Raw genomic sequence first — 23019 nt, 5'->3', positions numbered from 1 at the left:
TCATAGGATTCTTAAATTTTTAGGGATCTCATAAAATAAAATTACAGTGCTCATTATCTTTATGTAATGAGTAAATTCTTTAGTTTTTTTTACTGTTTTCGATGAAATGAGAACCAAATTTCACCGAAAGACATGCTAATTATTAATTTAATCCTGATTTTGCATATTTAATAAATTAAATATGATTTAAGACTAGATTGATTTTGATCTTGTATTTCGTGACTAATATGCGAAAAATATATTTGTTTTTTGAGTATGAGATAAATTAGTTGGTATATATTAATGATCTTTTTGTGTTTTATTGCGACAAATTTTCTCTTTTAGGTTGTATTTTGTATATTTCAATTTATTTGTATTTAACTAGTAAGCTGTTCTTTGATTAAGGAGGATTTTTAATAACTATATTTTAGCCTTTCTGTTAATATGAGTATTTTTTTTGTTACTATTGCCTGCTATTTAATTTCCGGACTAACAATTTATCCTCATGACATTAAAATTTAAAATTGGGTCTTATGTTATTTAATTCGTTAAATTTCGCGGTATTCCTTCCAGTTGTGTTCATGCTTTATTGGTTAATTGGGAAGGATAGATTACGAATGCAAAACGTTCTTCTATTGGTGTCAAGTTATTACTTTTACTCCTGCTGGGATTACAGGTTTCTGTTTCTATTAATTTTCTCCACTTTACTCGATTATTACACAGGGCTAAAAATGTACGACTCAAAATCCTTAGTCGCGAAGAAAATTTGGTTCTGGATTAGCATAATTGTGAATCTAGGTTTCTTAGCCACATTTAAATATTTTAATTTTTTTGCGGAGTCATTTGCAGATTCTATGAGCCAGCTGGGATTACAAACCAGCGTGTGGACTCTAAATGTTATTCTTCCTGTAGGCATCTCTTTTTACACTTTTCATGGGCTTTCATATGTAATTGATATCTATAAGAATAGGATAGCACCGGAAAGGGATTTCGTGGACTATTCTCTATTTGTTAGTTTCTTTCCACTCCTTGTTGCCGGTCCTATAGAGAGAGCTACACATCTATTGCCGCAAATAAAAAGAAAGAGAAGCTTTAATTATGTTAATGCGGCAGATGGATTGAGACAAATACTTTGGGGTTTATTTAAGAAAGTTGTTATTGCGGATAATTGTGCAGAATACGCAAATGAAATTTTTAATCATTCAGCTAGCTATTCCGGTAGTACGTTGCTCCTTGGTGCTTTATTTTTTACTTTTCAAATCTATTGTGATTTTTCTGGTTATTCTGATATAGCTCTTGGAACAGCTAGATTGTTCGGCATCGACTTATTGAGAAATTTCGCATTTCCCTATTTCTCGAGAGATATTGCTGAATTTTGGAGGCGTTGGCACATCTCTTTGTCGACGTGGTTTAAGGATTACTTATATATTCCATTAGGCGGAAGTAAAGGTAGTATGTGGATGAAAATTAGGAATACTTTCGTAATATTTATTGTCAGTGGTTTTTGGCATGGAGCTAATTGGACATTTATTATTTGGGGTGCACTTAATGCGCTCTTTATAATGCCGTCTATAATTTTTAATACAAATAGAAATAATATGGAAATTGTGGCCAAAGGAAAGCTTTTGCCTTCAGTTAAAGAGTTTTTTCAGATTATTTTTACCTTTTCACTTACCATTTTGGCTTGGGTGTTTTTTAGGGCTGCAACAGTCAGCCAAGCAATTCAGTACTTGACTAACATCTTTTCGGTAGAAATTTTTAGGATGCCACATGAGGTTCCTAAGCTTGTCTGCATACTTCTAGTTATTTTTATGATAATTGAATGGATCGGCAGAGAAGGAAAATATGCTATCGAGAATTTTGGTTCAAATTGGAGACCAATTTTTAGGTGGAGCTTTTATTCAATAATTATATTTTGTATAGGAATGTATATGCAAACTAATGAGACAGGATTTATTTACTTCCAATTTTAAAGAAATGAAAAAATTCATTAGCAGGCTTATTCTCTTTTTTATTTTTAGCACCCTAATTTACATTTTAATGATAATAGTCTCTGGCGCTTTCGCACCTAAGCTATTAGTAAAAAATATGAGGGTGGGAGGTGCTTTTGGCTTTGTCGGTCGCCGGTTGGAAGAAGCACGACAGAAACGAAATGTCGATATTTTGGTTATTGGATCATCTCATGCTTATAGGGGTTATGATCCAAGGATTTTTAGAAGGAATGGCTATGATATTTGCAACCTTGGATCAAGTGCGCAGACTTTGATTCAGACTGAATATTTAATGAATAAATTTTCCGATGATTTAAACCCAAAGTTTGTTATCATAGACATTTATCCTATGTTGTTAAATTCTGATGGACTTGAGTCAACCATTGATTTAGTGTCAAATGGTGAAGTCAGTTTTGAGACTGTGAAAATGACTTTCAACTCTAATAGTCTGAAGGCTTACAACACATTAATATTTAGTAGTTTTAATAATATTCTACATTTAAAGGATACCAAAAATGGTGAATTTGAAGGGGAGAAATATATTTCTGGAGGATATGTTGAAACTTATAAGAATTCAAAAAGTTTTAAACGCAGGGAAAAGTCAGTTATTAGTGTATCAGATGACCAGCTAAATGCTTTAAAAAGAATTCTTAAAAAGTTAGAAGTTGAGAAGATTCCCTTTGTTTTAGTTCAATCTCCATTTGCAAGGTCAAATTATAACTCATATGTTAATAACAAGTCTATTGATACATTGCTATCCAAATTTGGCCCTTATTATAATTTTAATGAAAAGCTTAATCTGCCTGCTAATATGCATTATGATGATAGTCACGTGAACCAATATGGCGTTAATATATTCAATAAGTATTTAATAGGTATACTCAGGAAAGAGAAATTCATCCTATAAGCCTCGTTTAATTGTGAATTTCTAAGAGCTAAGTTTGAGGATCAGCGAGCAAGATATCTGTTCTGATCTTTTTGAAATGCTTTTTAGCCGCTGTTTCATGAAGGGGGATCATTAATGTGCTAAAACAAAGGTTTTTATTGTTAAGATTTACTATTTAGCGACGAAACATTTGTAAATTTGTTTTAAATGTTTAAACAATCTAAAATAACAAGTCTCGCTTTATTAAGGGGGATAGCAGTAGTTGCTGTATGTTTATGCCATTTCGGCGATCAGGTCACTAGCGGTAGCACTCTACCGCAACTTTTTGAGGTATTTAGAGACTATGGAAGATATGGTGTTCACATATTCTTTGTAATATCCGGATTTATAATTCCTTATAGCTTATTTAAATCGAGGTATGTTATTAGTGACTATTTTAAGTTTTTATACAAGCGTCTTTTGCGCTTACATCCTCCTTACTTAGTCGCTCTGCTGTTGACATTTATAATAGCTGCAGTTTCTTATAAAATAAGGCATATTTCCAATCCAGAGACCCCACTTAGAATAATTAAAAGTTTGTTTTATATTTATATTCCTTCCGAAAATCCCGTATTTTGGACGCTGCGGATTGAGGCAGAATATTATTTGTTTATAGGTCTTTTTTTTGTCGCATTATCCAAATTCCCAAAGCTATCAATGGTTTTGATAATCCCATTTTTAATGATCCTAACCCAAACTTCCTTAACGAATTATATTGGGTTATTTGATTATTTGGTTTTTTTCCTGATTGGGACATTAGGGTATTTGATTTATATTGCGGAAAAACGTCCTTATCTAGAAATTGTGACGCTAGCATCCATGGTTATTTTTTCGTTTTGCTATTATGAGTTACCTGCTTCTATTTCGGCGGTTGCTACGGTTTTAGTTGTATTATTTTATAGGAGACCTGTAAATTCCAGACTTGAATTTACTGGAGAGATCTCTTATTCATTATATTTAATGCATTTTCCAATTGGAATCAAATTGATCAATTTATTGCAGCGCTATACAAATCCTTCTCATTATTGGATGTTATTGATATTGGCGATGCTAGTTTGTTATGGGTTTTCTTGGGGATTTTGGTATTTTATTGAGAAACCATCTGCAAGGCTATCAGGTGGAGTTAAATATGGTAAGCCAAATTTAGATCTTGGGAGGTAATCTAAAACATAAAATTTCCTTCATTAGTGTGGGGAAATATTTACTAAGACTTACATTTTCTTTATTTGAAATTGGTCGAGAGGTCTAAAGAATTAGAAATCTCGACCAATTCTGTTAACAACGTTAGGAGTAATCTCTTTAGTAATACTCTGTAGAATGTGATTCCCTTTCAGTAGGGATTTTAAATTCGAAATCTTGCTATTTAAGTCTAAATAAAGTTCTCTCCAAACTCTTTAGCCATTTCAGCCACAACTGCTTTTATCTCCTGTTCCTGACCTTTAGGGTAAATCAATAAGGCGTTGCCTTCATCTACCACAATAAAGTCATCCAAGCCTCTAATAACAGCTAATTTATCAGTATGGATATGAATAATACTATTGGTGGTCTCTTTGACATTGATTTGTTTGGCAGAAATCACATTGTTTTCCTCATTCCTTGGTGCAGCTTCATATAAAGATGCCCAGGTGCCTAAATCAGACCAGCCGAAATCTGCAGGTATGGTATACACATTATCTGCCTGCTCCATAATTGCATAGTCTATGGAGATATTAGGAGAGGTTGGATATTTCTCATCTATAAAAGCACGTTCCTGGTCTGTATTGTATAATGCGCTTCCTTCCTGAAATAAGGCGTGTATTTCTGGAGAATGTTTTTGAAGCGCCTCCAGAATTGAACTCACTTTCCAGATAAAGATTCCGGCATTCCAAACGTAGTTACCAGCAGCCAGATATTCTTTCGCCTTTTCTAAGGCAGGCTTCTCTTTAAATTCAGTTACTTTATGGATACCCTCTTCCTCATGTGCGTCGTACTGGATGTAGCCGTAGCCTGTATCAGGACGCGTTGGTGCAATACCTAGGGTAACTAATGCGTTGTGCTTTTCTGTATAGGCCAAAGCTTGTTCTACCTTGCTCACGAAGATGTCTTCGTATAGGATAAAGTGATCGGAGGGGGCAACTACGATGTTTGCATTTGGGTTTAAAGCAGCCAGTTTAAAGGATGCGTAAGCGATGCAGGGTGCGGTATTGTTACGGCTTGGTTCGCAGATCAGTTGTGCATCTGTAATGCCTTTTAACTGATCCAGAATAATATCCCTGTATTGGCTATTGGTTACGATGAAAATGTTTTCTGATGGGCATAGTTTCAGAAACCGCTCATGCGTAAGTTGCAGTAATGATTTACCTATACCAAGGATGTCCAGAAATTGTTTAGGGAAATTGTTTCGGCTTTTTGGCCAGAAGCGGCTTCCTACTCCGCCTGCCATGATCAATACGTAATTGTTGTTGTTCATAGGTTTATTCAAACTGGTTTTTAACGGAATATCCTGCTTCTTTTAACATTCTTTCTTTGCGGAAATAACTTACATCTGAAGTCATCATATCATTAACTAATGCGGCTAAATCATATTTAGGCATCCAGTTTAGTTTTGTTTTACATTTTGTTGGATCGCCGATTAGTAAATCTACTTCTGTAGGGCGGAAATAGCGTTTATCTACTGCGACTACTTCTTTACCAATTTCTACCTGGAAATCTGGGTTTGAGCAGGAAACTACTGTTCCTTTCTCGTCTGCACCTTCACCTGTAAATGCTAAGGTGATCCCTACTTCCTGGAAAGACATTTTAATAAAATCGCGTACGGTAGTAGTTACACCGGTAGCAATGACAAAATCTTCCGGGGTTTCTTGTTGTAAGATTAACCACATGGCTTCTACGTAATCTTTAGCATGTCCCCAGTCCCTGCGTGCGTCTAAGTTTCCAAGGTATAATTTATCTTGCATGCCTAAAGCTATTTTAGCGGTACCACGCGTGATTTTGCGGGTTACAAAGGTTTCGCCACGTAATGGGCTTTCGTGGTTGAAAAGAATCCCATTGCAGGCATACATACCGTAGGCTTCGCGATAATTTACGGTGATCCAGTAAGCGTACATTTTGGCTACTGCGTAGGGAGAACGTGGGTAAAATGGAGTAGTTTCTGATTGTGGAACTGCTTGTACCAAACCATACAATTCTGAGGTTGAAGCCTGGTATACTTTAGTTTTTTTTACCAATCCGAGGATGCGGATGGCTTCAAGAATTCTTAAGGTTCCGATACCATCGGCATTTGCGGTATATTCTGGGGTATCGAAACTTACCTGTACATGGCTCATTGCACCCAGGTTATAGATTTCGTCTGGTTGTACTTGTTGGATAATCCGGATTAAATTGGTAGAATCGCTTAAGTCGCCGTAGTGCAGTACAAATTTAACATTGCTTTCATGCGGGTCCTGGTAAAGGTGGTCTATACGGTCTGTGTTGAAGAGTGAACTACGGCGTTTGATACCGTGTACTTCATAACCTTTTTTTAACAATAGATCTGCGAGATAGGAGCCATCCTGCCCTGTGATACCTGTAATTAGCGCTTTCTTCATGTTTCTTGTACGTGTAAGCTGAGTTTTAGATAATGTATGTTTTAATGTTTTATTCCGCTTGTTAAATTATGCAATTATGGAAATAAAATTAGGGTGTTTTGCCTTTCTGCCCGTTAATTTCATCGTGATTTGATGTTATCTTAGTGTTAAAAGTACAATACGCGCCCTAGTTGAGTCCAAATATACTCGAATTATTCAAATTTTATAATATTAGTGTAATGTTTTTGGGTGTGTAAAGGGTAGGGATTTGGCATGTTGGCTTTGAATGTTATAGCCTATTTTGAAATTACACAAGTTTTGTTGGAGATGAATTCGCAAGATGCCCCTGTTTGACCAGTAGATTTATATGTATATATAATTTTGTAATGTCCAACAACGAAGGCTTGCTCATTCATTCCTCAAATCCGGAAGGATGGGGCGGGTTGGGAATGGTTGCTCGGAATGACGGGGAGGTCGGTTTCGATAATTAACTGGAAAGCCCTACCTTCATCCCTGCGAATGCTTACCTATGGTTAAAGACAGTATTAAATTTAGATACGACATCAATGCGCTGAGGGCAATTGCGGTTTTGGGTGTGGTGCTCTTTCATTTTAAGGTTCCTTATTTAACTGGTGGCTTTGCAGGGGTTGACGTTTTTTTTGTGATTTCTGGGTATTTGATGACCAAAATCATTAACAATGGGATACTTGGTGGTAGCTTTTCTTTCGCCGAATTTTATGGCAAGCGCTTAAAAAGAATTGTACCGGCTTTAGTTTTTCTGGTGATCCTGGTGGCCCTGTGCGCATTCTTTGTCTATTTTCCAGACGATTATGCCTTAACCTTAAAGAACGGCTTAGCAAGTTTGCTGTTTTTGTCCAATATCTACTATTGGCAGAACGCTGGCTATTTTGATGCCTCCTCCGATACGAATATCTTTTTACATACCTGGTCGCTCTCTGTAGAATGGCAGTTTTACCTGCTTTATCCGCTTATTTTACTCGCACTGAACAGGCTGTTCTCTCATAAGCTTAAGTTTTTGTGGGTTTTTGTGCTGTTAAATGTGGCCTTTTGTTGCCTGGCGCTTTATACCACCAGCATTGCACCCAGCACTTCTTTTTACTTTTTGCATACCCGTGCCTGGGAAATGCTGGCAGGTGGGCTTGCTTTCTTTTTTGAAAGGTCAGGGACAGATGCTGCTAAAGCCGGCCTGAGAAAGCTCACTGCGCTGGTAGGTTATGCCGCTATTATTTTGTGCTTTTTCTTTTTAGACAGCAGCATGGCCTGGCCCGGTGCTTTTACTTTATTGCCTGTTGTGGCTACGGTGTTCATTTTGATGGCCAACTGGAATGATTTTAGGGGGTTGCGGCTGACTGCTGTACAGTGGCCGGGTAAAATCTCATACTCCTTATACCTGTGGCATTGGCCGGTATATGTATTTGCACAATATCTTGGTTTGGAAATGACACCTGTAGTGCTCTGCCTGCTGTTACTAACGGCGGCGACTTTAGGCTGGTGTTCTTATCGGTACCTGGAGCCCTTAAAATTTAGCAGTGCCGGGATCATGGGCTTTTCTGCAGGGCTGCTGGTTTTGCTGGGCCTGATCGCTTTTTTCCAGTTAAACAAGGTGGCTTTTAGCGCTAGTACGTTGAAAATCGCAGGCTACGGTAAGGCCAAAGTCAAAGATCTGGTTCCCCAATATCAATTGGGTACTTGTTTTGTTTGTCCCAGTTGTCCCGGTGCGAAACCTTTTAACAGGGGGAAATGCCTGGATTTACGTAAGGGTAAAAAGAATATTTTACTGATTGGCGACAGCCATGGCGCACATTTTTCTGCTTCATTAAGGGAGGCTTTTGCAGAGAGAAATGTGAATCTGTTGCAGGCCACGGCAAGTGGGTGTTTTCCGGTCATCAATATGAGCGGCAGGGCGCACTGTACGGAGGTAAGGGATTTTGTGTATGATCAATTTATTGTGGAAAATGCCGATGCGATTGACGGGGTGATTTTGAGTGCGAACTGGGTGGATGCATATGAAGGCCGCAGGGCGGAATTGCTCAGCGACATTAAGGCTACGCTGAGCTTTTTGAAATCCTATAAAATTCCTGTTGTGCTCATTGGGCAGAATGAAACCTATACCATTCCATACCCCACCATTGCCGCGAAGGAACACCAATACCACATTTCCATCTGGAAACATTTTTTGAAAGCGAATTCCGTTAAAATAGATGGACTGTTAAAGGCTAAGCTAAAAGAGGTGTATATCCCGATTATAAATACAGACAGTGTACCGGGCATCTCTCCTAATGCTGTTCCTTATATTTCGGACGACCACCATCTGAGTAAGTTTGGTGCAGACAAGGCTTTGGCAAAGGTATTGGCCAGCCCGATCTTTAAGAAGTTTATGGCATCAGATACCCTCATTTCGCGATGACGCCTGTTATGCCCTGTCGGAATGGCGTTGTAACAGCAAATGGAACTGCATTCTTCTAAAACCCTGGTAAATTTTATACAAGGTACTTTTGTGGGGATAAAGGTATTTCAGGATCAGGTAAACATTTTTGATCTTTAAGGTGGTGAGCTTAAAGCTGCTGAACTGCTGAATGGATTGATCTTTAAAGATGGTGATTTTTTGAATGCGCTTACCTTCCCTAAGTTGCGGTCCGGAATAGATGCCGTTGAGTTGCAGGAGGTGACAACCGTAATCAAACAGTTCTTCTTTTTTTTCTGCCAGGGCGAGCTGTCTTGCCGCAGGCCAAAAACTTTGATCGGTTTTGGAATTGATCTGCTGGATGTCAATCATCCAGTTGAGGTTGTCTTCTGCCCCGTACATGACGGCATGAATGATGATCATGTATACTTCAAAAGCTACTTTTGGCTTTTGGGCAGCAGGCCATCCCGGAAAACTTTCCAGGTTGTTGCGCAGGGCTGCGGTAAATGGATAAGAAGAAGAGGAGCCAATCCGCCAATGCAGGTCCAGTTCTGTGCCGGTTAAGGTATGTACACATTCAATAGAGTGGGTAAAGTCTGTAACCAGCTTGGGGTATTTGCTTAAGATGGATTCTGTTTTTAATTTAGGTTGATAACCTAATATCTTAAGGGTCTGGATGGTGCTGCTGATTTCATTTGGTTTAATCAACAGGTCGAAATCAGCCATTGGCCTGAGTTCAGCTTTGTCATAATAGGCCAGCAAAGAAATTCCCTTGATCAATATGGGCTTTATTCCTTGTTGTTGCAGTGCCTGATTGACGGTTTTGACCTGGTTTAAAATGTGCTGTGTTTTGAGCCACCAATGTTTATAGATGACTTTAAGGCGTTTTTCATAACTGCTGCTGAGTCCCGCTTCCTGGATTTTATGGTAGAATAATGGGATCAGTCTCATGGCGCTGAAGCTGAGGTCATCCATCACCACCAATTTTTCCCATTGCCGCAAAGCGCCTTCCAGGGCTTTCGGCTCATTAGAAAGGCAGGCTTTGACCAAAGCCTGCTGTGCCGGTTCCAGCTTGTCGAGGTTGTTAAAATCTTCTGATCTCATCTGCTAAGGTTTCAAATCCGGTTTGGTGACTGATGATAATGACAATGGCATTGTGCTTGATATTCACAATTTCGCGCCTGAGCTCGGTAATGGAATATTCATCCAGGTGATTGAGCGGTTCGTCCAGGATGATGAGTTCCGAGTCGCGTAGCCATTCCCGGATGAGGGCCAGACGGCGGGCTTCTCCACCGGAGAGTCCCTCCCCATGTTCTCCTATGGTTCGGCTTTCTGCGTTTTGTCCCGATGGTAATAAAGGGTGGAGCCAGCTGTGCTGGAGCTGTTGCCAGGCCCTGGCAGGCTCCGGGTGCCCGAAAAGGATGTTTTCCTGGAGCGTGCCGATGAACATAGGGGCTTCCTGATGTACGAAAGCAAAACGGTGCTGGTAGGCCTTTAATTCCTGCCAGCTGCATGCTGCCCCATTGACGGTCAAGTTTCCGCTATCCGGTTCCAGTAAACCCATCAGTACATGTGCGGTGGTGGATTTGCCACTGCCATTGGCACCTTGCCATAAATACAGCTTTCCCTTTTGTAAATGTATGGCTGGATTTTTAACAACGTTCTGGCTGCTGTAGGCAAAGCGGAGGTCGGTTATGCTGATGCTGTGAATGTTGGGCAGGGGCTTGATGTTGTTTTGCGCTGCCAGATCTGTATCCATGGCAAAAAACTCCCTGATCCTGTTGCTGGCTTCCTTACTTTCGATAGAGGTATAAATAGCGGTAGGCACCTGGTTGAGGTTGGTTTGGATCATGCTCACGATGAGCAATATAAACAGGAAATCTGCAAACAGGATTTGCTGTTGCTGTACCCAGTACATGCCAAGCAGAAAAACGAGCAGGCGCAGCAGGTTGTTGACCAAGAGGTTGATAGAGTTCCATTTGCTTTGGTCCTTTAACATGGCGGAGTTGCTACCCAGAAAGGCGGCAGTATTGTTTTCGTTTTGAACCCTGGAAAAGGCATGACCACGGTCCATTTTCAGGAGGTCGAACTGATCGGTTAGGGTTGAACTCCAGTGGTGCTGGTTACGCCAGGCCTGATGAAAGTGTTGGACCAGTGGGCGGAGCTTGTAGCTGGAATACAGGTGAAGTGCCCCGCTGATGCCCAGTGAAAAGATGCAGAGCAGGAACATCAGTTTGCTGCTGAGGAAAACCAGGAGCATTAAAGCGGCGACGAGAATGAGGTTAACGACAATGGATTCCAGTAATGCGGTAATGCCTTTGCGTAGGCGCCAGGCTTCATTCATAAAAATGTCTATAAAATAAACCCTGCTTTTGCGGTGAAAGCTGAGCCATTTGATGGCCAGCATCTTTTCCCATAACTTTTGGTAAAGTGCATGGCTAAAACCATCAACCAGCTTAATGTTGAGTACAGATTGCCTATGGGTGGCGAGGGCGGATAATATAAAGAGCAGGAAGATGATGGCCAGGATTTGTCCGGCCGCTGCGTTAAAGGTAAAATCTCTTTTTTGCAGGTAATGGTATAACAGGTAGGGCCAGGCGGTGGCAAAGAGAATCCTGATGCTGCCATAAAACAGGGAGGACAGCAGTATTTTTTTAGGTGCCCAATGGATAAATCCAGACCAGCTTAAATTATCTTGCTCTTCTTTTTTCATCCAGGTGGGCTTTCAATATTTGCAGGTAATCATTTTTGTTGGTGTTGCTGGTGGTATTGTGGTGGTGGATGCGGCGGTAGGCCAATACTTCATCAAGCATCACAACAGGTTCATTTGCCCTAAGGAGTCTGCTATACCATTCTACAAAATCGCCGGTGGGCAGGTTTTCATCAAAGTCGCCAAAGGTATCAAAGACTTCCCTTTTAGCCAGGAAAGCAGTTTTGGCATAGCCTTTAAATAGCTGAGGTCTGGCCTGGTGTGCAGGTGTGCCGGCAGCAGGGTTAAAAGTCTCAAACTCCCTGATCATGCAGAAGCAGGCACTTAAACCGGTATTTTGCAGGCTTTGCAATTGCTTTTCCAATTTTTCGGGCGCCCAGAGGTCATCAGCATCAAGTATAGCAATATATGGTGCACTACTCGATGCCAACGCTGCGTTCAAGGTTTTGGCTACACCTGTATGCGGGCGCTCCAGTACCATAATTCGATCGTCGGTAGCGCACATTTCCTTCACCATTTGTACGGTTTCATCTGCTGAGCCGTCATCGGCTACGATAATGCGGAGGTCTTTCCAGGTTTGTGCTTGTATGGTATGGATGGCTTCAGAAATAAATTGGGCACCATTGTATACCGCTATGATGACATCTATTTGAGCAACACTCATTGACCTTTAATTTGTTTTTGCAGCAGGATTAGCATTTCTTTAATGATTTTATCTTTCTGATAGCTGGCATTGTTGGCGTGGTACCACTTATACAATAAGGTCTCCCCGGCATTCAGTTCAGCAAAGCCAGAATTGCGCAAACGCCGTACCAAATCCATGTCGTTGCTGTTTTCCATGTTTTCGTCAAAGCCACCGAGGCTGAGCAAGGCATGTTTGCGGATAAGGATGGCACTGGGCACAAAAGAACGGTGTGCCTGGAGCAAAGCGGTTTTGAAAAAGGCCGGCAGTGTGGTGTTATCTGCACATTTAAAGAGCTGGTTGCAGGTCACGAAGCTGCAATAGGGGTTTTGTTTGAGGAGCAGCCATTGTTTTTCCAGTTTGTCTGGCGTCCATTCATCGTCCTGATCCAGGAAAGCGATCAATGCGCCGTTGGCAGCTTTAATGCCGGTGTTTCTTGCTGCGGCGACGCCTTTGTTTTTTTGCCGGATGAGTATGGCCTGCGGATAATTTTCGGTAAGCCAATCCGCTCCCCCGTCGGTAGAACCATCGTCTACAATAATGAGCTCCCAATGCTGGTAGCTTTGTTGGAGGACGCTTTTCAACGCTTGCTGCAGCAGTAGTTTTCCATTGTATAGTGGAATGATGATGCTGATAAGGGGATCTGGCTGTATACTCCGGAAATCTTTGATTTGAGGGAGCGCTTCGTCCTTTCCCGCCTTTCTTCTCCTTTGTAGCGACTGATGCAATACTTTTAGCATCTGTAAATCCTGGATGCTTTTGTGGACGGACATGTTGTTACCGTGGACATGGTACAAAAGCGTGGTATATTCGGTAATGAGGATGCCGGTATGGCTTTCGCGCAGGCGGAGCCACCAGTCTACATCTTCACTGTAAGTGAGCTTTTCATCAAAGTAAAAGCCCGTATCAAAGATGCTTTTGCGGAGTAGCAGTGCCCCAAGGTGGACATGGGTGATCCGTTGTTCTGCCTGGTCTTCGTACCGAATCTCAGGTGCGATGGCACCTTCCGCAACGATGTATTTTACTTTTCCGCCTACCAGACTAAGGTTGGGATCTTGAAAGTAGGGCAGCAGCAGACTGATTCTGTTGAGTGGCCATTCGTCATCTGCATCCAGAAAACTGATGAATTGGCCCTTTGCTGATTTAAGTCCAAGGTTCCTTGCCGCTGCGGGACCGGATTGTTTGGGGGTATGCAGCAGTTGGAGTTCCGGATATTTTAGCTTTAAGGCCTCCAGTGCGGGCAGGAAGCTGCTTTCGGAAGCATCGTTTACAAGCACAATAGAGAGCCTGCAGGATTTATTTATCAGTGCATCCTGCTGTAGAATGCTTTGAATGGCCCTTTCCAGTTCGGTGCCATTGTTATGGCTGGGTATAATGACGCTGATTTCAGGACAATTCATCTGTAAACTGCTGGAATGAAGTATAAAACTGTTGTGTTGCTGTACCGAGTTGCCATTGGTAGGCTGGCAGTGCATGAGACAGCCTGCTGAACTTTTGAAAGGCGATTTGACGGTGGTGCGGCAAGTGGTGCAGGGTTGTGGGTGCCATACCCATTAATGAACCCGCTGATGAAGCAGGCTGAAAAACGGAGTTTTCCTGTTGTGCGACCCGGGGAAGCAGAATGGCTTTTAAGCTTGCTTTGTTGAGCCAGGAAGCTGGGGCAAGCTCCCGCATGTTAAATATGGCTTTCTGGCTTTTGTAGTCCTGCGGATTGTGGATGGCCGTTGTCCAGTCGCTAAAGCGCGCCAGAAGATTGTCGGCCTCCACTTTGGCGGTCTGATAGAGTGCATGTACCACTGGTGTTGCTTCCAGTTCTACCCACACATAATCGTCGCCGAGGTATTGATAACCTGCACGCACCAAATTGAGGCAGGAGGTTGATTTGCCGGAGCCACTTGGTCCCGTGATGAGTACAGCGGTATGCTCATCTTTTGCGATGGCGCCGGCATGCACCAGTTGCGCGGGCAGGTCACGTGTCCAGAGATGAAATAAAGTGCGGAAAGAAAATGTAGCTTCCCACCAGGGCAGGTTTTCGGCCGATCTGGTCCAGTAGATGCCCGTTTTGAGCGCCCTGGAATAGAGAAATAATTGCTTTTGCCAGGGGAGGAAGAAAATCTGGTAATCTTCCTGGTCTATTGCCGTGGTATAGCCCTGGTTATTGAATGTCCAGGGTGGTGCCTTTAATTTAGCCGGCAGGTCTTTCTCTTCTGCATACCAGATGGTCAGTGCTGCTGCGGTATGTGTTGCAGGAACGAGCAGGTGAGCCAGCGAGAAGAGGAGTGTTTTTTGTAATACCGGAGAGGGCGTATTTAAATGTACCCTTCGTCCTGCCAGTAGCAGTTGATCGGTATGGTAGGTGGGTAAGTCAGAAAATAAAGAGAGCGCTTGCTGAAAATATTGAGCGGCATCCATAAGTGATTTACTGATCTGGCTTTACTGCCCAGCCTTCTTCATCCACATCATGGATAGGATCCAGCATCAGCAGGTCCTGCATATCGGCATAACGGTTAAATTTTGGGCTGGTGTATTCGCTTGCGGCTTGCCAGGTTTCATTTAAAGGAAAGGCATTTTCCTGCGCTTCTTTTACAATTTCATCGTTAAGCAATTGTGCCCAAACTTGTGTAAGTTCTTCCGTAGCGGTATTGGGATGGCTATGAAGTTGTGCAAGCGCACTGATGGCCTGTTGAGGTTGAAGAAAGGGCAAAGCCTGAAGTAAAGAAACGGCAGCACCTTGTACGCTATAATACAAGCCATTGTCTAAATTGGCAATCACGTATTCATTGTCAAAAATATCGGCTGCAAGTCGGGGATTCAGAATATACATTGTATTTCGCTTAGTTTTGCAAAAGTAGTAAAATTTTTTAACCTGCCGTTTTTGGTATATTGCGGTTCAATTGGCTTGTATGTGAAAAAAGTTTTGTGGTGCATATTGTTATGGTCCTGCCAGGCCAGACAAGAGGAAGTTTTTGTTTTTAAGGACTTTGATGTGCGGGTGCTGGCAGATCATTTGAGTAATCCATGGGAGCTGAGCTATGGGCCGGACCATTATTTGTGGCTCACCGCATCGAGGTCTTATGAAGTGCTGCGGATTGATCCTGTAACCGGGCGGAAGGAAGTATTGGCAGATTTGAGCAGGGAAAGAAATTTTCCGAGGTATGATAAGATTGATGATGAACAGGATGGGGGAAAGCCCTGGCCGCAGGGGGGATTGATGGGCATGGCGCTTCATCCCCTGCTCCTTAAGGGTAAACCTTATGTGTACCTGCATTACATACATAAATTTGAGGGCGCTGAAGCGAAGGGCAATGGCAAATCTGCTGGTCAGGGATTTAAATTTTTGTCGCGGATTGTGCGCTATGTTTACGATCGGCAGGACCGGAAATTGATTGATCCGGTAGTGCTTTGCGATACCATTCCTTCGAGTAATGACCATACCGGGGGGCGGCTATTGATTGCGGATTGTAAGGGAAAGCCTTATTTGTTTTGTAGTGTTGGTGATATGGGGGCAGGGCAATTTGCCAATGCGCAACGGCCTAATAAGGCACAGCGCATGGAAAGTTATGAAGGTAAAATTTTAAGATTTAACCTGGAAGCTGATCCGCATTTGCAGGGCAGCGACCAGTGGATCCCGGATGACAATCCTTTTAACGGGAGGAGAAAAAATGCGGTATGGACCATGGGGCACCGGAATGCACAGGGGCTTGCCGCCTTAAACATAGCTGGTAAAACCAGGATTTATGCTTGCGAGCATGGCCCTTATTCTGATGATGAACTCAATGTCATTGAAAAGGGTTGTAATTATGGACATCCCCTGATTGTTGGGTATGCCGATGGTAACTATAACGGGATGAAAGCATTTTTCTCAAACAATAAAACCTATGGCTGGAGCAGTTTGCCATTGATTAAGGATGAGCGCAGCAATGCCATAGCATTGGGTGAAAACTACCGGGATCCCTTAAAAAGCTTTCCGCTGGGGCACCCTGCTGAACTGGCGGGACTTTGTGCGCATATACGTTTAGGGAAACGTGTGCAGGAAGGGATTTCTGAGCAGCGGGCGAGCTGGAAGGCCTATGCACCATCGAGCCTGGAGGTGTATACAGCTGATGCGATACCGGGCTGGAAAAATTCCATATTGATGACCACGTTGAAAGGTGGACGGTTACTGCGGTTAAAACTGGATGACAAGGGGGAGCTGCTGGATGGAAAATTCAGTGAGTATGCCAAATCTGATGCCCGTTACAGAGACCTGGCGGTCTCCAACGATGGACTGAAATTGTATCTGGCACTGGATAGCATTGCTGTGACTTCTGAGCCTTCCAAATATTTTATGGAAGGGAAGCATTGCAAAGGCTGCATTCTGGAGTTGAGGTATAAAGGAGCAACTACGGTCTCGAGATGACAGTAGTGGGCGTCATCTCGAGCGAGCCTGGCAACGAGAGGTCTGTTCGCTAGAGAATGGCACAGGAAATTGAGATTATTGGCAATAATTTTTAGAGGCGTTTAGAATATGAGTTAGAAAACGGGCGGGCTTTTAAGCTATGTTATGGATTCGGGCTTTAAACGCTTGGCTTCTTATAATTATTTACGCTTTTTATGAATGGTAGCAGATAAATTACTTAAATTAGCTGCTTAAATAAATAGGTAAATCCGGGCATTTGTCCGGGGATTGAAAATTAACATTATGCAAACACGTTATTTATATCTGTTACGTTATATTTTGCCCATAACTGACGTTTTGATGTTGAACGCGGTATACTTTTTATCCTATTTTGTAACCAATTCTCTGGGTAAAACGGTTACTTATGAATTGCTGCAGCATTATGTGGTGGTTTGTAACCTGATCTGGCTGTTTAACGGTTTGCTTTTTGGTTTGTATTCTGAATATGGGGCTCGTAAACTGGAGCGGATTTACCGCGGTACCTGGCGGAGTACCCTGATGCATTTTGTATTGTTTTCTATCTACCTGATGTTTGATAAAAACGTTGATTTTTCAAGGACCTTTTTGGTGGTGTTTTATGTGCTGTTGACCGTTTTCTTTGTGATCAACCGTTTTCTGGGTACGGCCCTGCAGTTTATACTGGTGAAGAAGTTTAATGCCACTAAAAAGATTGCGGTGATGGGTAAAAATGCCACTGGTGTAAATTTAGGTGAGTATTTCAAAAAGCAAAGAAACGTTGATTTTTATGGTTTTCTGGATAGTGATCCTGCTTATTTTGCCCGAACGGGTGTGCCTTCTGAAGTAGCGATTTCGCAAATGGAGGCTGCAGCCAGCGATGGGGTGCAGGAATTATATGTGGCCATTGCGCCGGAAAAAATGTCTAAAATACATGCGCTGGTAAAGGAAGCGGATAAGCAATGCCTGCGCTTGAAATTTGTGCCTGATATTGCCGGGAGTTTAGCGGCGCCTTATACCATTAGTTATATGGGCGGGGAGTTCCCACTGATCACGCTCAGGAACGAACCCCTGGAAAATATGAGCGCCCGTTTTAAAAAGCGCGCTTTTGACCTGGTGTTTAGCAGTCTGGTCATTGTATTTATCCTGAGCTGGTTGTATCCGATTATCGCCATTATCATTAAATATCAGAGCAGAGGCCCCGTGTTGTTTAAGCAATTGCGGAGCGGAAGGAATGACGAGCCATTCTGGTGCCTCAAGTTCCGGAGTATGCGGATGAACAATGAGAGCAATAAAAAGCAGGCGACTAAAGATGACGACAGGGTTACGCCAATTGGCCGGTTTTTACGGAAGAGCAGTTTGGATGAATTGCCACAGTTTTTTAACGTATTTTGGGGAAGTATGAGCGTGGTAGGGCCAAGGCCTCATATGCTGAGCCATACCGAAGAATATAAAGCCATCATCAGTCAGTTTATGGTGCGCCATTTTATGAAGCCGGGTATTACCGGATGGGCACAGGTGAACGGTTATCGCGGGGAAACCAAGGAAGACAATGCGATGGAAAACCGCGTAAAGTACGACATCCATTATCTGGAAAACTGGACCGGGATGCTGGATGTAAAGATTATTTTTATGACCGTGATCCAGGTCATCAAGGGCGACGACAAGGCCTATTAAATTCTATTTTTAGCGAGGTAAACGAAATTTGTTTACGTATGTTGAACATTTTGTGTGTATTGCGTGTTTCTATGCTTAGAAAATAAACCGTAAATGCTTATTTTTGTTTAAAGCTTCTGTGTTGAGGATTTAGCACGGTATTGTTATAAATAACTTTCAAAATGTAATCTGCTATCCGTATTTAAAATTTCCGTTTACCTAATCCCTAAAAACATGAAAAAGTTACTAAAAGTACTGAGCTTCCTGGTCCTGACCGGATTCCTTTTTAACAGTTGTAAGAACCCTACTGATGATATTGAGTTGGTATTCGATGCCTCAGTGATCAATTATAAGACCGCCATTATGGTGGTGAGTTCTACAGGTGAAACCTTACCGCCGCTCGAGGTTACCTTAACAGGTGCGGATAAGGACAATATTTATGACTTTTCGGGTGTTAAATTGCCCTTTGCCCCAAGTGGCGTAGTAACCCTGGGTGTGCATTACGATCATGAGCCTACCGCCACAAGAAGTGTAAATTTTAATGTCATTTTAAAGGCGACAGGTTATCTGGATGCCAACATTCCTGTAAATATTGTAAATGGCCAGATGACGCAGCTGAAAAGGGTGGTTTTACAGAAAATAGGCGCCAGCACCCCTGTATCTACCTATGTAAGTTCTACTGCAGCGCTGACTGCAAATGCGACAACCGCTGTATTTAACATGAATACCGCTTCGAATACCAATGTTTCTACCATTACTTCGCTGAGCATTCCTGTAGGCACCCAGTTTAAAGGTGCAGATGGTTCCATATTGGAAGGACCTTCTTTGGTAAGCCAGGTATTTAATTACAAAACCAGCGAGCCCAGTACCCTGAGTATGTTTCCAGGGGGCGCCTTGAATGCATCAAGCGTATTGTTGCCTGCTGCGGCTACTGCGGGTCCTGCGTTTTTTTTGCCGGCTGCTTTTGCTTCGATCAAAATGTATGTGGGCAATAAAGAAGTGAAACAGTTTACCAAAGACATTGCGGTTAGCATACAACTGGATCCTGATTATAAAACCTTTAACGGGAGTACCTTAGTTGCAGGGAGCAGCATCCCGCTTTATAGTTATGATGTAGCTAAAGGCCAGTTTAAATTTGAGCAATTGGGTAAAGTGACTGCTGTGGGCGGAAAGTTAAACCTAAGTTTTAACACCAATCATTTAACGGTATTTGTAGTGGGCGAGGTGGAACCGACAGTGGAGTGTAAAGATGTGTATGTAAATGTTTCGGCCCCATGGATGCTTGACGGTACCCGACCGGTGAAAATGAATGTGAGCAGTACTGAGGGAGTATTGCTAAAAAGTATTGATGTGGTGGTGAGTAATGGTTTTCAGGCGGTTTTAAAAGGACTTCCTGATAATATTGCTTTAAAATATGCCATCCTGGATGGAGCGAATGCAACGGTATTGGCTTCTGGTGATTTGAATTCCCCTTGTGATGGACCTACGATAAATGTTGCACTAACAGCACCCCCGGTTGAACTGGAGAACATTACCCTGAAACTAAATGTGAAATGCCCGGGTAAGGGTACCATTCTGATTCCTAATTTTGACATTTACTATAAACCGGCGGGGAGCCCTGCTTCAAGTTACAACATTTTGGGAACTGCTGAGGATGGTTTAATTAAAACCACTTTGCTGAAAAAAGGACAGGCTTATGATTTTAAAGCTATATGGGGCAATTCGGTTAGGCAGGTGTTAAACCGTACCATTACGGAGCAGGACAATTCTGCTACGGTAGGGGATGGCGCCTTATCTGCTGACGACAATAGTTTGCTGATTGAAGCTTGTAAATAGGCTAATTTTTAGCTATTTCTGGTTAAAATATTTTACAAAGGCTACCAATTTGGTGGCCTTTGTGCTAAAATAAAGTTTTTAATTTGCTTTAAATGCTTGCTGTTGTTGTATGTTGCACATTTTTAGTTATTTATATGATTGTTTTTCTGAATATAGAGATATAAGTGCTTATATTTGTAACAATTACACTGCAATAAACTGTTAAATGAAACAGGATTGCAATAAAAAACCAATAAACTGTAATCTAAATTAAAAATCAATTATGAAAAGAAAATTACTGATGCTTACGCTAGCGGTAATCCTAATGTCTGCGGTAAAAATGAAAGCGCAGAATGGTTCTTCAACTGTGCTGAGTGCAACTGCAGGTACACAAGGTGTGGGTTTGGACCTGAAGTATTCCAAAAATCCGAAGTATGTGTTTAAAGCCGGAGCTAGTGTAGTGCCTATTAAAGCCAACGTGGTGACTAAAATTAGCAATGAGCCTACTGAAGTGGATGTGGATGGTGATTTTGCCAATGCCCATGTGATGTTTGACTGGCATCCTTTTGGAAACAGTGCGTCGTTTTCACGCAAAATTTTATTCAGCGCCGGTGGTGCCTATTGGTGGAAAAGAGGTGGGAAGGCCACCATTACCTACCAGGGTACCTTTAAATATGGCGATATCCTGATTCCAAGTGAGGATCTTGGTGAGCTCATTGGCGATGTAAAATGGAACAAAGTAACGCCTTACCTGGGTACAGGGATTGAGAGCGTAGTCAGTAAAAAGCGCTTTAGCCTTGGTTTTAACCTTGGGGTATATTACATGGGCAAACCTGAAGCTTCCCTTACCGGCACCAAATTGCTTGCTGCCAACAATGCCAGTTCTGCACAGTTCCAGAAAAACATGGACGATTACAGGTTTTTGCCTGTATTGCAGCTGAACCTGAATTTCCGTCTTTAATTTACCTAAGTTAATTCATAAAAACATGAAAAAAATATTTACGCTGCTGAGCGTTATGCTCTTTACAGGATTCTTTTTCAATAGCTGTAAGAATCCTACTGATGATATTGAGGTGTTGTTTGACGCTTCAGTGATCAATTATAAAGCCTCTATCATGGTGGTTGGTTCTACCGGTGAGACTTTACCTACTTCTTTAACTGTGACCTTAACTGGTGCGGATAAGGATTATATCTATGATTTTTCTGGTGATAAAACACCTTATGCGCCGGGTGGGATCATTACGCTGGGGGTACATTACAAACATGAGCCTACAGCCGCAAAAAGTGTAAACTTTAACGTGGTACTGAAAGCTACAGGGTATGAGGATGCGAATATTCCCATGAGTATTGTGAATGGTCAGCTGACCCAGCTTAAAAAAGTAGTTTTGCAAAAAACAGGAAATAGCACAACTGCTGCTACGTATGTAAGTGCAACGACCACTTTGACCGGGAACGCAACAACAGCTGTGATTCCATTAACTACGGCTACCAATGCGAATGTGCCGACGGTGACTTCTATCAGTATCCCGGCAGGTACTGAATTTAAAACTGCTACGGGCGCTGCATTGACAGGTACGGCCTTAACCAGTCAGATTTTTAACTATGACACCACTGATCCGGAAGCCTTAAAATTGTTCCCTGGTGGAGAACTAAGCGCGTCAAGTGTAATTTTGCCAGGAACAACTGTAGCGGCCCCTGCGTTCTTTTTGCCTGCAGGTTTTGCTTCCATTAAAATGTTTGTGGGTAGTACAGAGGTTAAATCATTTACTAAAGACATTTCTGTGAGCATAGAGCTGGATCCGAATTATAAATCATTTACTGGTGCTGCACTAACTGCCGGTACGGTGATCCCGATTTATAGTTATGACGTGGCTTCTGGTCAGTTTAAATATGAAAAAGATGGTACGGTAACTGCCAATGGGAATAAATTGGTGGTAACTTTTACCACTAACCACTTAACAGTTTATACCGTAGGTTATGTGAGCCCAACCTCTACTTGTAAGGATGTAAACATCAATGTATCGGCAGCATGGTTGAAAGATGCGAGCAGACCAGTTAAAGTAAAGTTATATACCACAAGTAATGTGTTGCTGGGCAGTACCGATATGGTAGTGAGCAATGGTTTCCAGGCTACTGTAAGAGGCTTACCTAACATCCCTTTAAAATACACCATCTTGGATATCGCCAATGATGCCATTTTGGCTTTTGGTGACCTGGCTTCTCCTTGTTCCGGGCCAACGGTAAATGTTACACTAACAGAACCTACTGTAGCTTTTGAAAACATTACGCTTAAACTGAACGTGAAATGTCCGGGTAAAGGAACGATTCTGATCCCTAATTTTGACATCTACTACAAAATAGCTGGAAGTTCTGCATTAAACTACAGCATTTTAGGTACGGCAAGTGATGGTTTACTGAAGACTACTTTGCTGACAAAAGGAACAGCTTATGATTTTAAAGCGGTTTGGGGTAATTCCGCAAAACAAGTTTTAAAACGTACCATTACAGAGCAAGATAATTCTGCCAGTGTGGGAGACGGTGCGTTATCCCCTGAGGACAATGGGCTGTTGATCCAGGCTTGTAAATAGACTGGATTTTTAATACCGTATTTCGGATACAATAAAGGCCACCCAATCGGTGGCCTTTATTGTATATTAAACCCAGATGTACATTTTTCTCTGGCAATTGTTGCAACGATATTTTCTAACCTTGAGCCAAAAAAATACATATTTCACAAAAGGATCCCGGGGCACCCTGGTGTCCAGGTAACCTGGTTTGCATTTAGGACATTTGTGGTAGACTTTCTGGACTTTTAACCAGCTATTCTCTGTGTGCGTTGTTTCCATTGCTGATTTCGTTTATGCTTTTTCTTTCCTTATTTTTTCCAGGCAGATTAAC

At 42.1% G+C, this 23019-nt stretch carries 17 protein-coding genes; 9 read left to right on the top strand and 8 right to left on the bottom strand.

All coding sequences use genetic code 11. The annotated features are described in order from the left end of the window. Positions 1-710 precede the first annotated feature (710 nt). The 3 genes from LPB86_RS01340 (at position 711) to LPB86_RS01330 (ending at position 4056) form a co-directional block, all read left to right on the top strand. Positions 711-1952, top strand: coding sequence for an MBOAT family O-acyltransferase (locus LPB86_RS01340; RefSeq protein ID WP_230640676.1), 1242 nt, complete (start codon positions 711-713; stop codon positions 1950-1952). Next, on the top strand, positions 1921-2877 hold the full coding sequence (locus LPB86_RS01335; RefSeq protein WP_230644334.1) for a hypothetical protein: 957 nt from the start codon (positions 1921-1923) through the stop codon (positions 2875-2877). Before LPB86_RS01340 ends, LPB86_RS01335 begins: the two co-directional genes overlap by 32 nt. 186 nt (positions 2878-3063) lie before the next feature. Then, entirely contained in the window at positions 3064-4056 is a 993-nt protein-coding gene (locus tag LPB86_RS01330; RefSeq protein WP_230640675.1) for an acyltransferase, read from the top strand. A gap of 208 nt (positions 4057-4264) precedes the next feature. Here LPB86_RS01330 and LPB86_RS01325 read toward each other — a convergent pair whose 3' ends face one another. Both LPB86_RS01325 and gmd read right to left on the bottom strand, forming a co-directional pair. Continuing rightward, the gene (locus tag LPB86_RS01325) at positions 4265-5344 is read right to left on the bottom strand and encodes a mannose-1-phosphate guanylyltransferase (protein WP_230640674.1); all 1080 of its coding nucleotides are present in this window, start codon (positions 5342-5344) and stop codon (positions 4265-4267) included. Positions 5345-5348: 4 nt separating this feature from the next. Then, complete coding sequence (gene gmd, locus LPB86_RS01320) at positions 5349-6461, bottom strand: GDP-mannose 4,6-dehydratase (protein ID WP_230640673.1); 1113 nt, start codon at positions 6459-6461, stop codon at positions 5349-5351. Between the two features lie 508 nt (positions 6462-6969). Here gmd and LPB86_RS01315 point away from each other — a divergent pair. Continuing rightward, positions 6970-8868, top strand: a complete 1899-nt coding sequence (locus LPB86_RS01315; protein ID WP_230640672.1) for an acyltransferase family protein — start codon at positions 6970-6972, stop codon at positions 8866-8868. A 6-nt stretch (positions 8869-8874) separates the two neighbouring features. Here the strand turns inward: LPB86_RS01315 and LPB86_RS01310 are convergent, their stop codons facing one another. The 6 genes from LPB86_RS01310 to LPB86_RS01285 are packed head-to-tail and all read right to left on the bottom strand — an operon-like array spanning position 8875 to position 15081. Beyond that, a complete protein-coding gene (locus LPB86_RS01310) occupies positions 8875-9969 on the bottom strand; it encodes a nucleotidyltransferase family protein (RefSeq protein WP_230640671.1) in 1095 nt (364 codons plus the stop codon). Then, positions 9950-11578: an ABC transporter ATP-binding protein gene (locus LPB86_RS01305; RefSeq protein WP_230640670.1), complete on the bottom strand. Its 1629-nt coding sequence runs from the start codon at positions 11576-11578 to the stop codon at positions 9950-9952. The genes LPB86_RS01310 and LPB86_RS01305 overlap by 20 nt, the downstream gene beginning before the upstream one ends. Continuing rightward, positions 11556-12239 (bottom strand): glycosyltransferase family 2 protein, encoded by a 684-nt coding sequence (locus LPB86_RS01300; RefSeq protein ID WP_230640669.1) that lies wholly within the window; start codon positions 12237-12239, stop codon positions 11556-11558. Before LPB86_RS01300 ends, LPB86_RS01305 begins: the two co-directional genes overlap by 23 nt. Next, positions 12236-13657, bottom strand: coding sequence for a glycosyltransferase (locus LPB86_RS01295; protein WP_230640668.1), 1422 nt, complete (start codon positions 13655-13657; stop codon positions 12236-12238). The genes LPB86_RS01300 and LPB86_RS01295 overlap by 4 nt, the downstream gene beginning before the upstream one ends. Further along, a complete protein-coding gene (locus LPB86_RS01290; protein ID WP_230640667.1) occupies positions 13644-14669 on the bottom strand; it encodes a hypothetical protein in 1026 nt (341 codons plus the stop codon). Before LPB86_RS01290 ends, LPB86_RS01295 begins: the two co-directional genes overlap by 14 nt. Positions 14670-14676: 7 nt before the next feature. Continuing rightward, on the bottom strand, positions 14677-15081 hold the full coding sequence (locus LPB86_RS01285; RefSeq protein WP_230640666.1) for a hypothetical protein: 405 nt from the start codon (positions 15079-15081) through the stop codon (positions 14677-14679). An 81-nt stretch (positions 15082-15162) separates the two neighbouring features. Here LPB86_RS01285 and LPB86_RS01280 point away from each other — a divergent pair, with 81 nt between their 5' ends. From LPB86_RS01280 to LPB86_RS01260, 5 genes are all read left to right on the top strand, one after another. After that, entirely contained in the window at positions 15163-16656 is a 1494-nt protein-coding gene (locus LPB86_RS01280; RefSeq protein ID WP_230640665.1) for a PQQ-dependent sugar dehydrogenase, read from the top strand. Positions 16657-16938: 282 nt separating this feature from the next. Further along, complete coding sequence (locus LPB86_RS01275; RefSeq protein ID WP_230640663.1) at positions 16939-18327, top strand: undecaprenyl-phosphate glucose phosphotransferase; 1389 nt, start codon at positions 16939-16941, stop codon at positions 18325-18327. Positions 18328-18540: 213 nt separating this feature from the next. Beyond that, the gene (locus LPB86_RS01270) at positions 18541-20142 is read left to right on the top strand and encodes a hypothetical protein (RefSeq protein ID WP_230640661.1); all 1602 of its coding nucleotides are present in this window, start codon (positions 18541-18543) and stop codon (positions 20140-20142) included. A 262-nt stretch (positions 20143-20404) separates the two neighbouring features. Beyond that, on the top strand, positions 20405-21082 hold the full coding sequence (locus tag LPB86_RS01265; RefSeq protein WP_230640659.1) for a hypothetical protein: 678 nt from the start codon (positions 20405-20407) through the stop codon (positions 21080-21082). Between the two features lie 25 nt (positions 21083-21107). Then, positions 21108-22709 (top strand): hypothetical protein, encoded by a 1602-nt coding sequence (locus LPB86_RS01260; protein WP_230640657.1) that lies wholly within the window; start codon positions 21108-21110, stop codon positions 22707-22709. The last annotated feature ends 310 nt before the right edge of the window (positions 22710-23019 follow it).

This window comes from Pedobacter sp. MC2016-14 (assembly GCF_020991475.1).
GTDB lineage: Bacteria > Bacteroidota > Bacteroidia > Sphingobacteriales > Sphingobacteriaceae > Pedobacter.
This window is presented reverse-complemented; position numbering and strand designations above follow the sequence as displayed.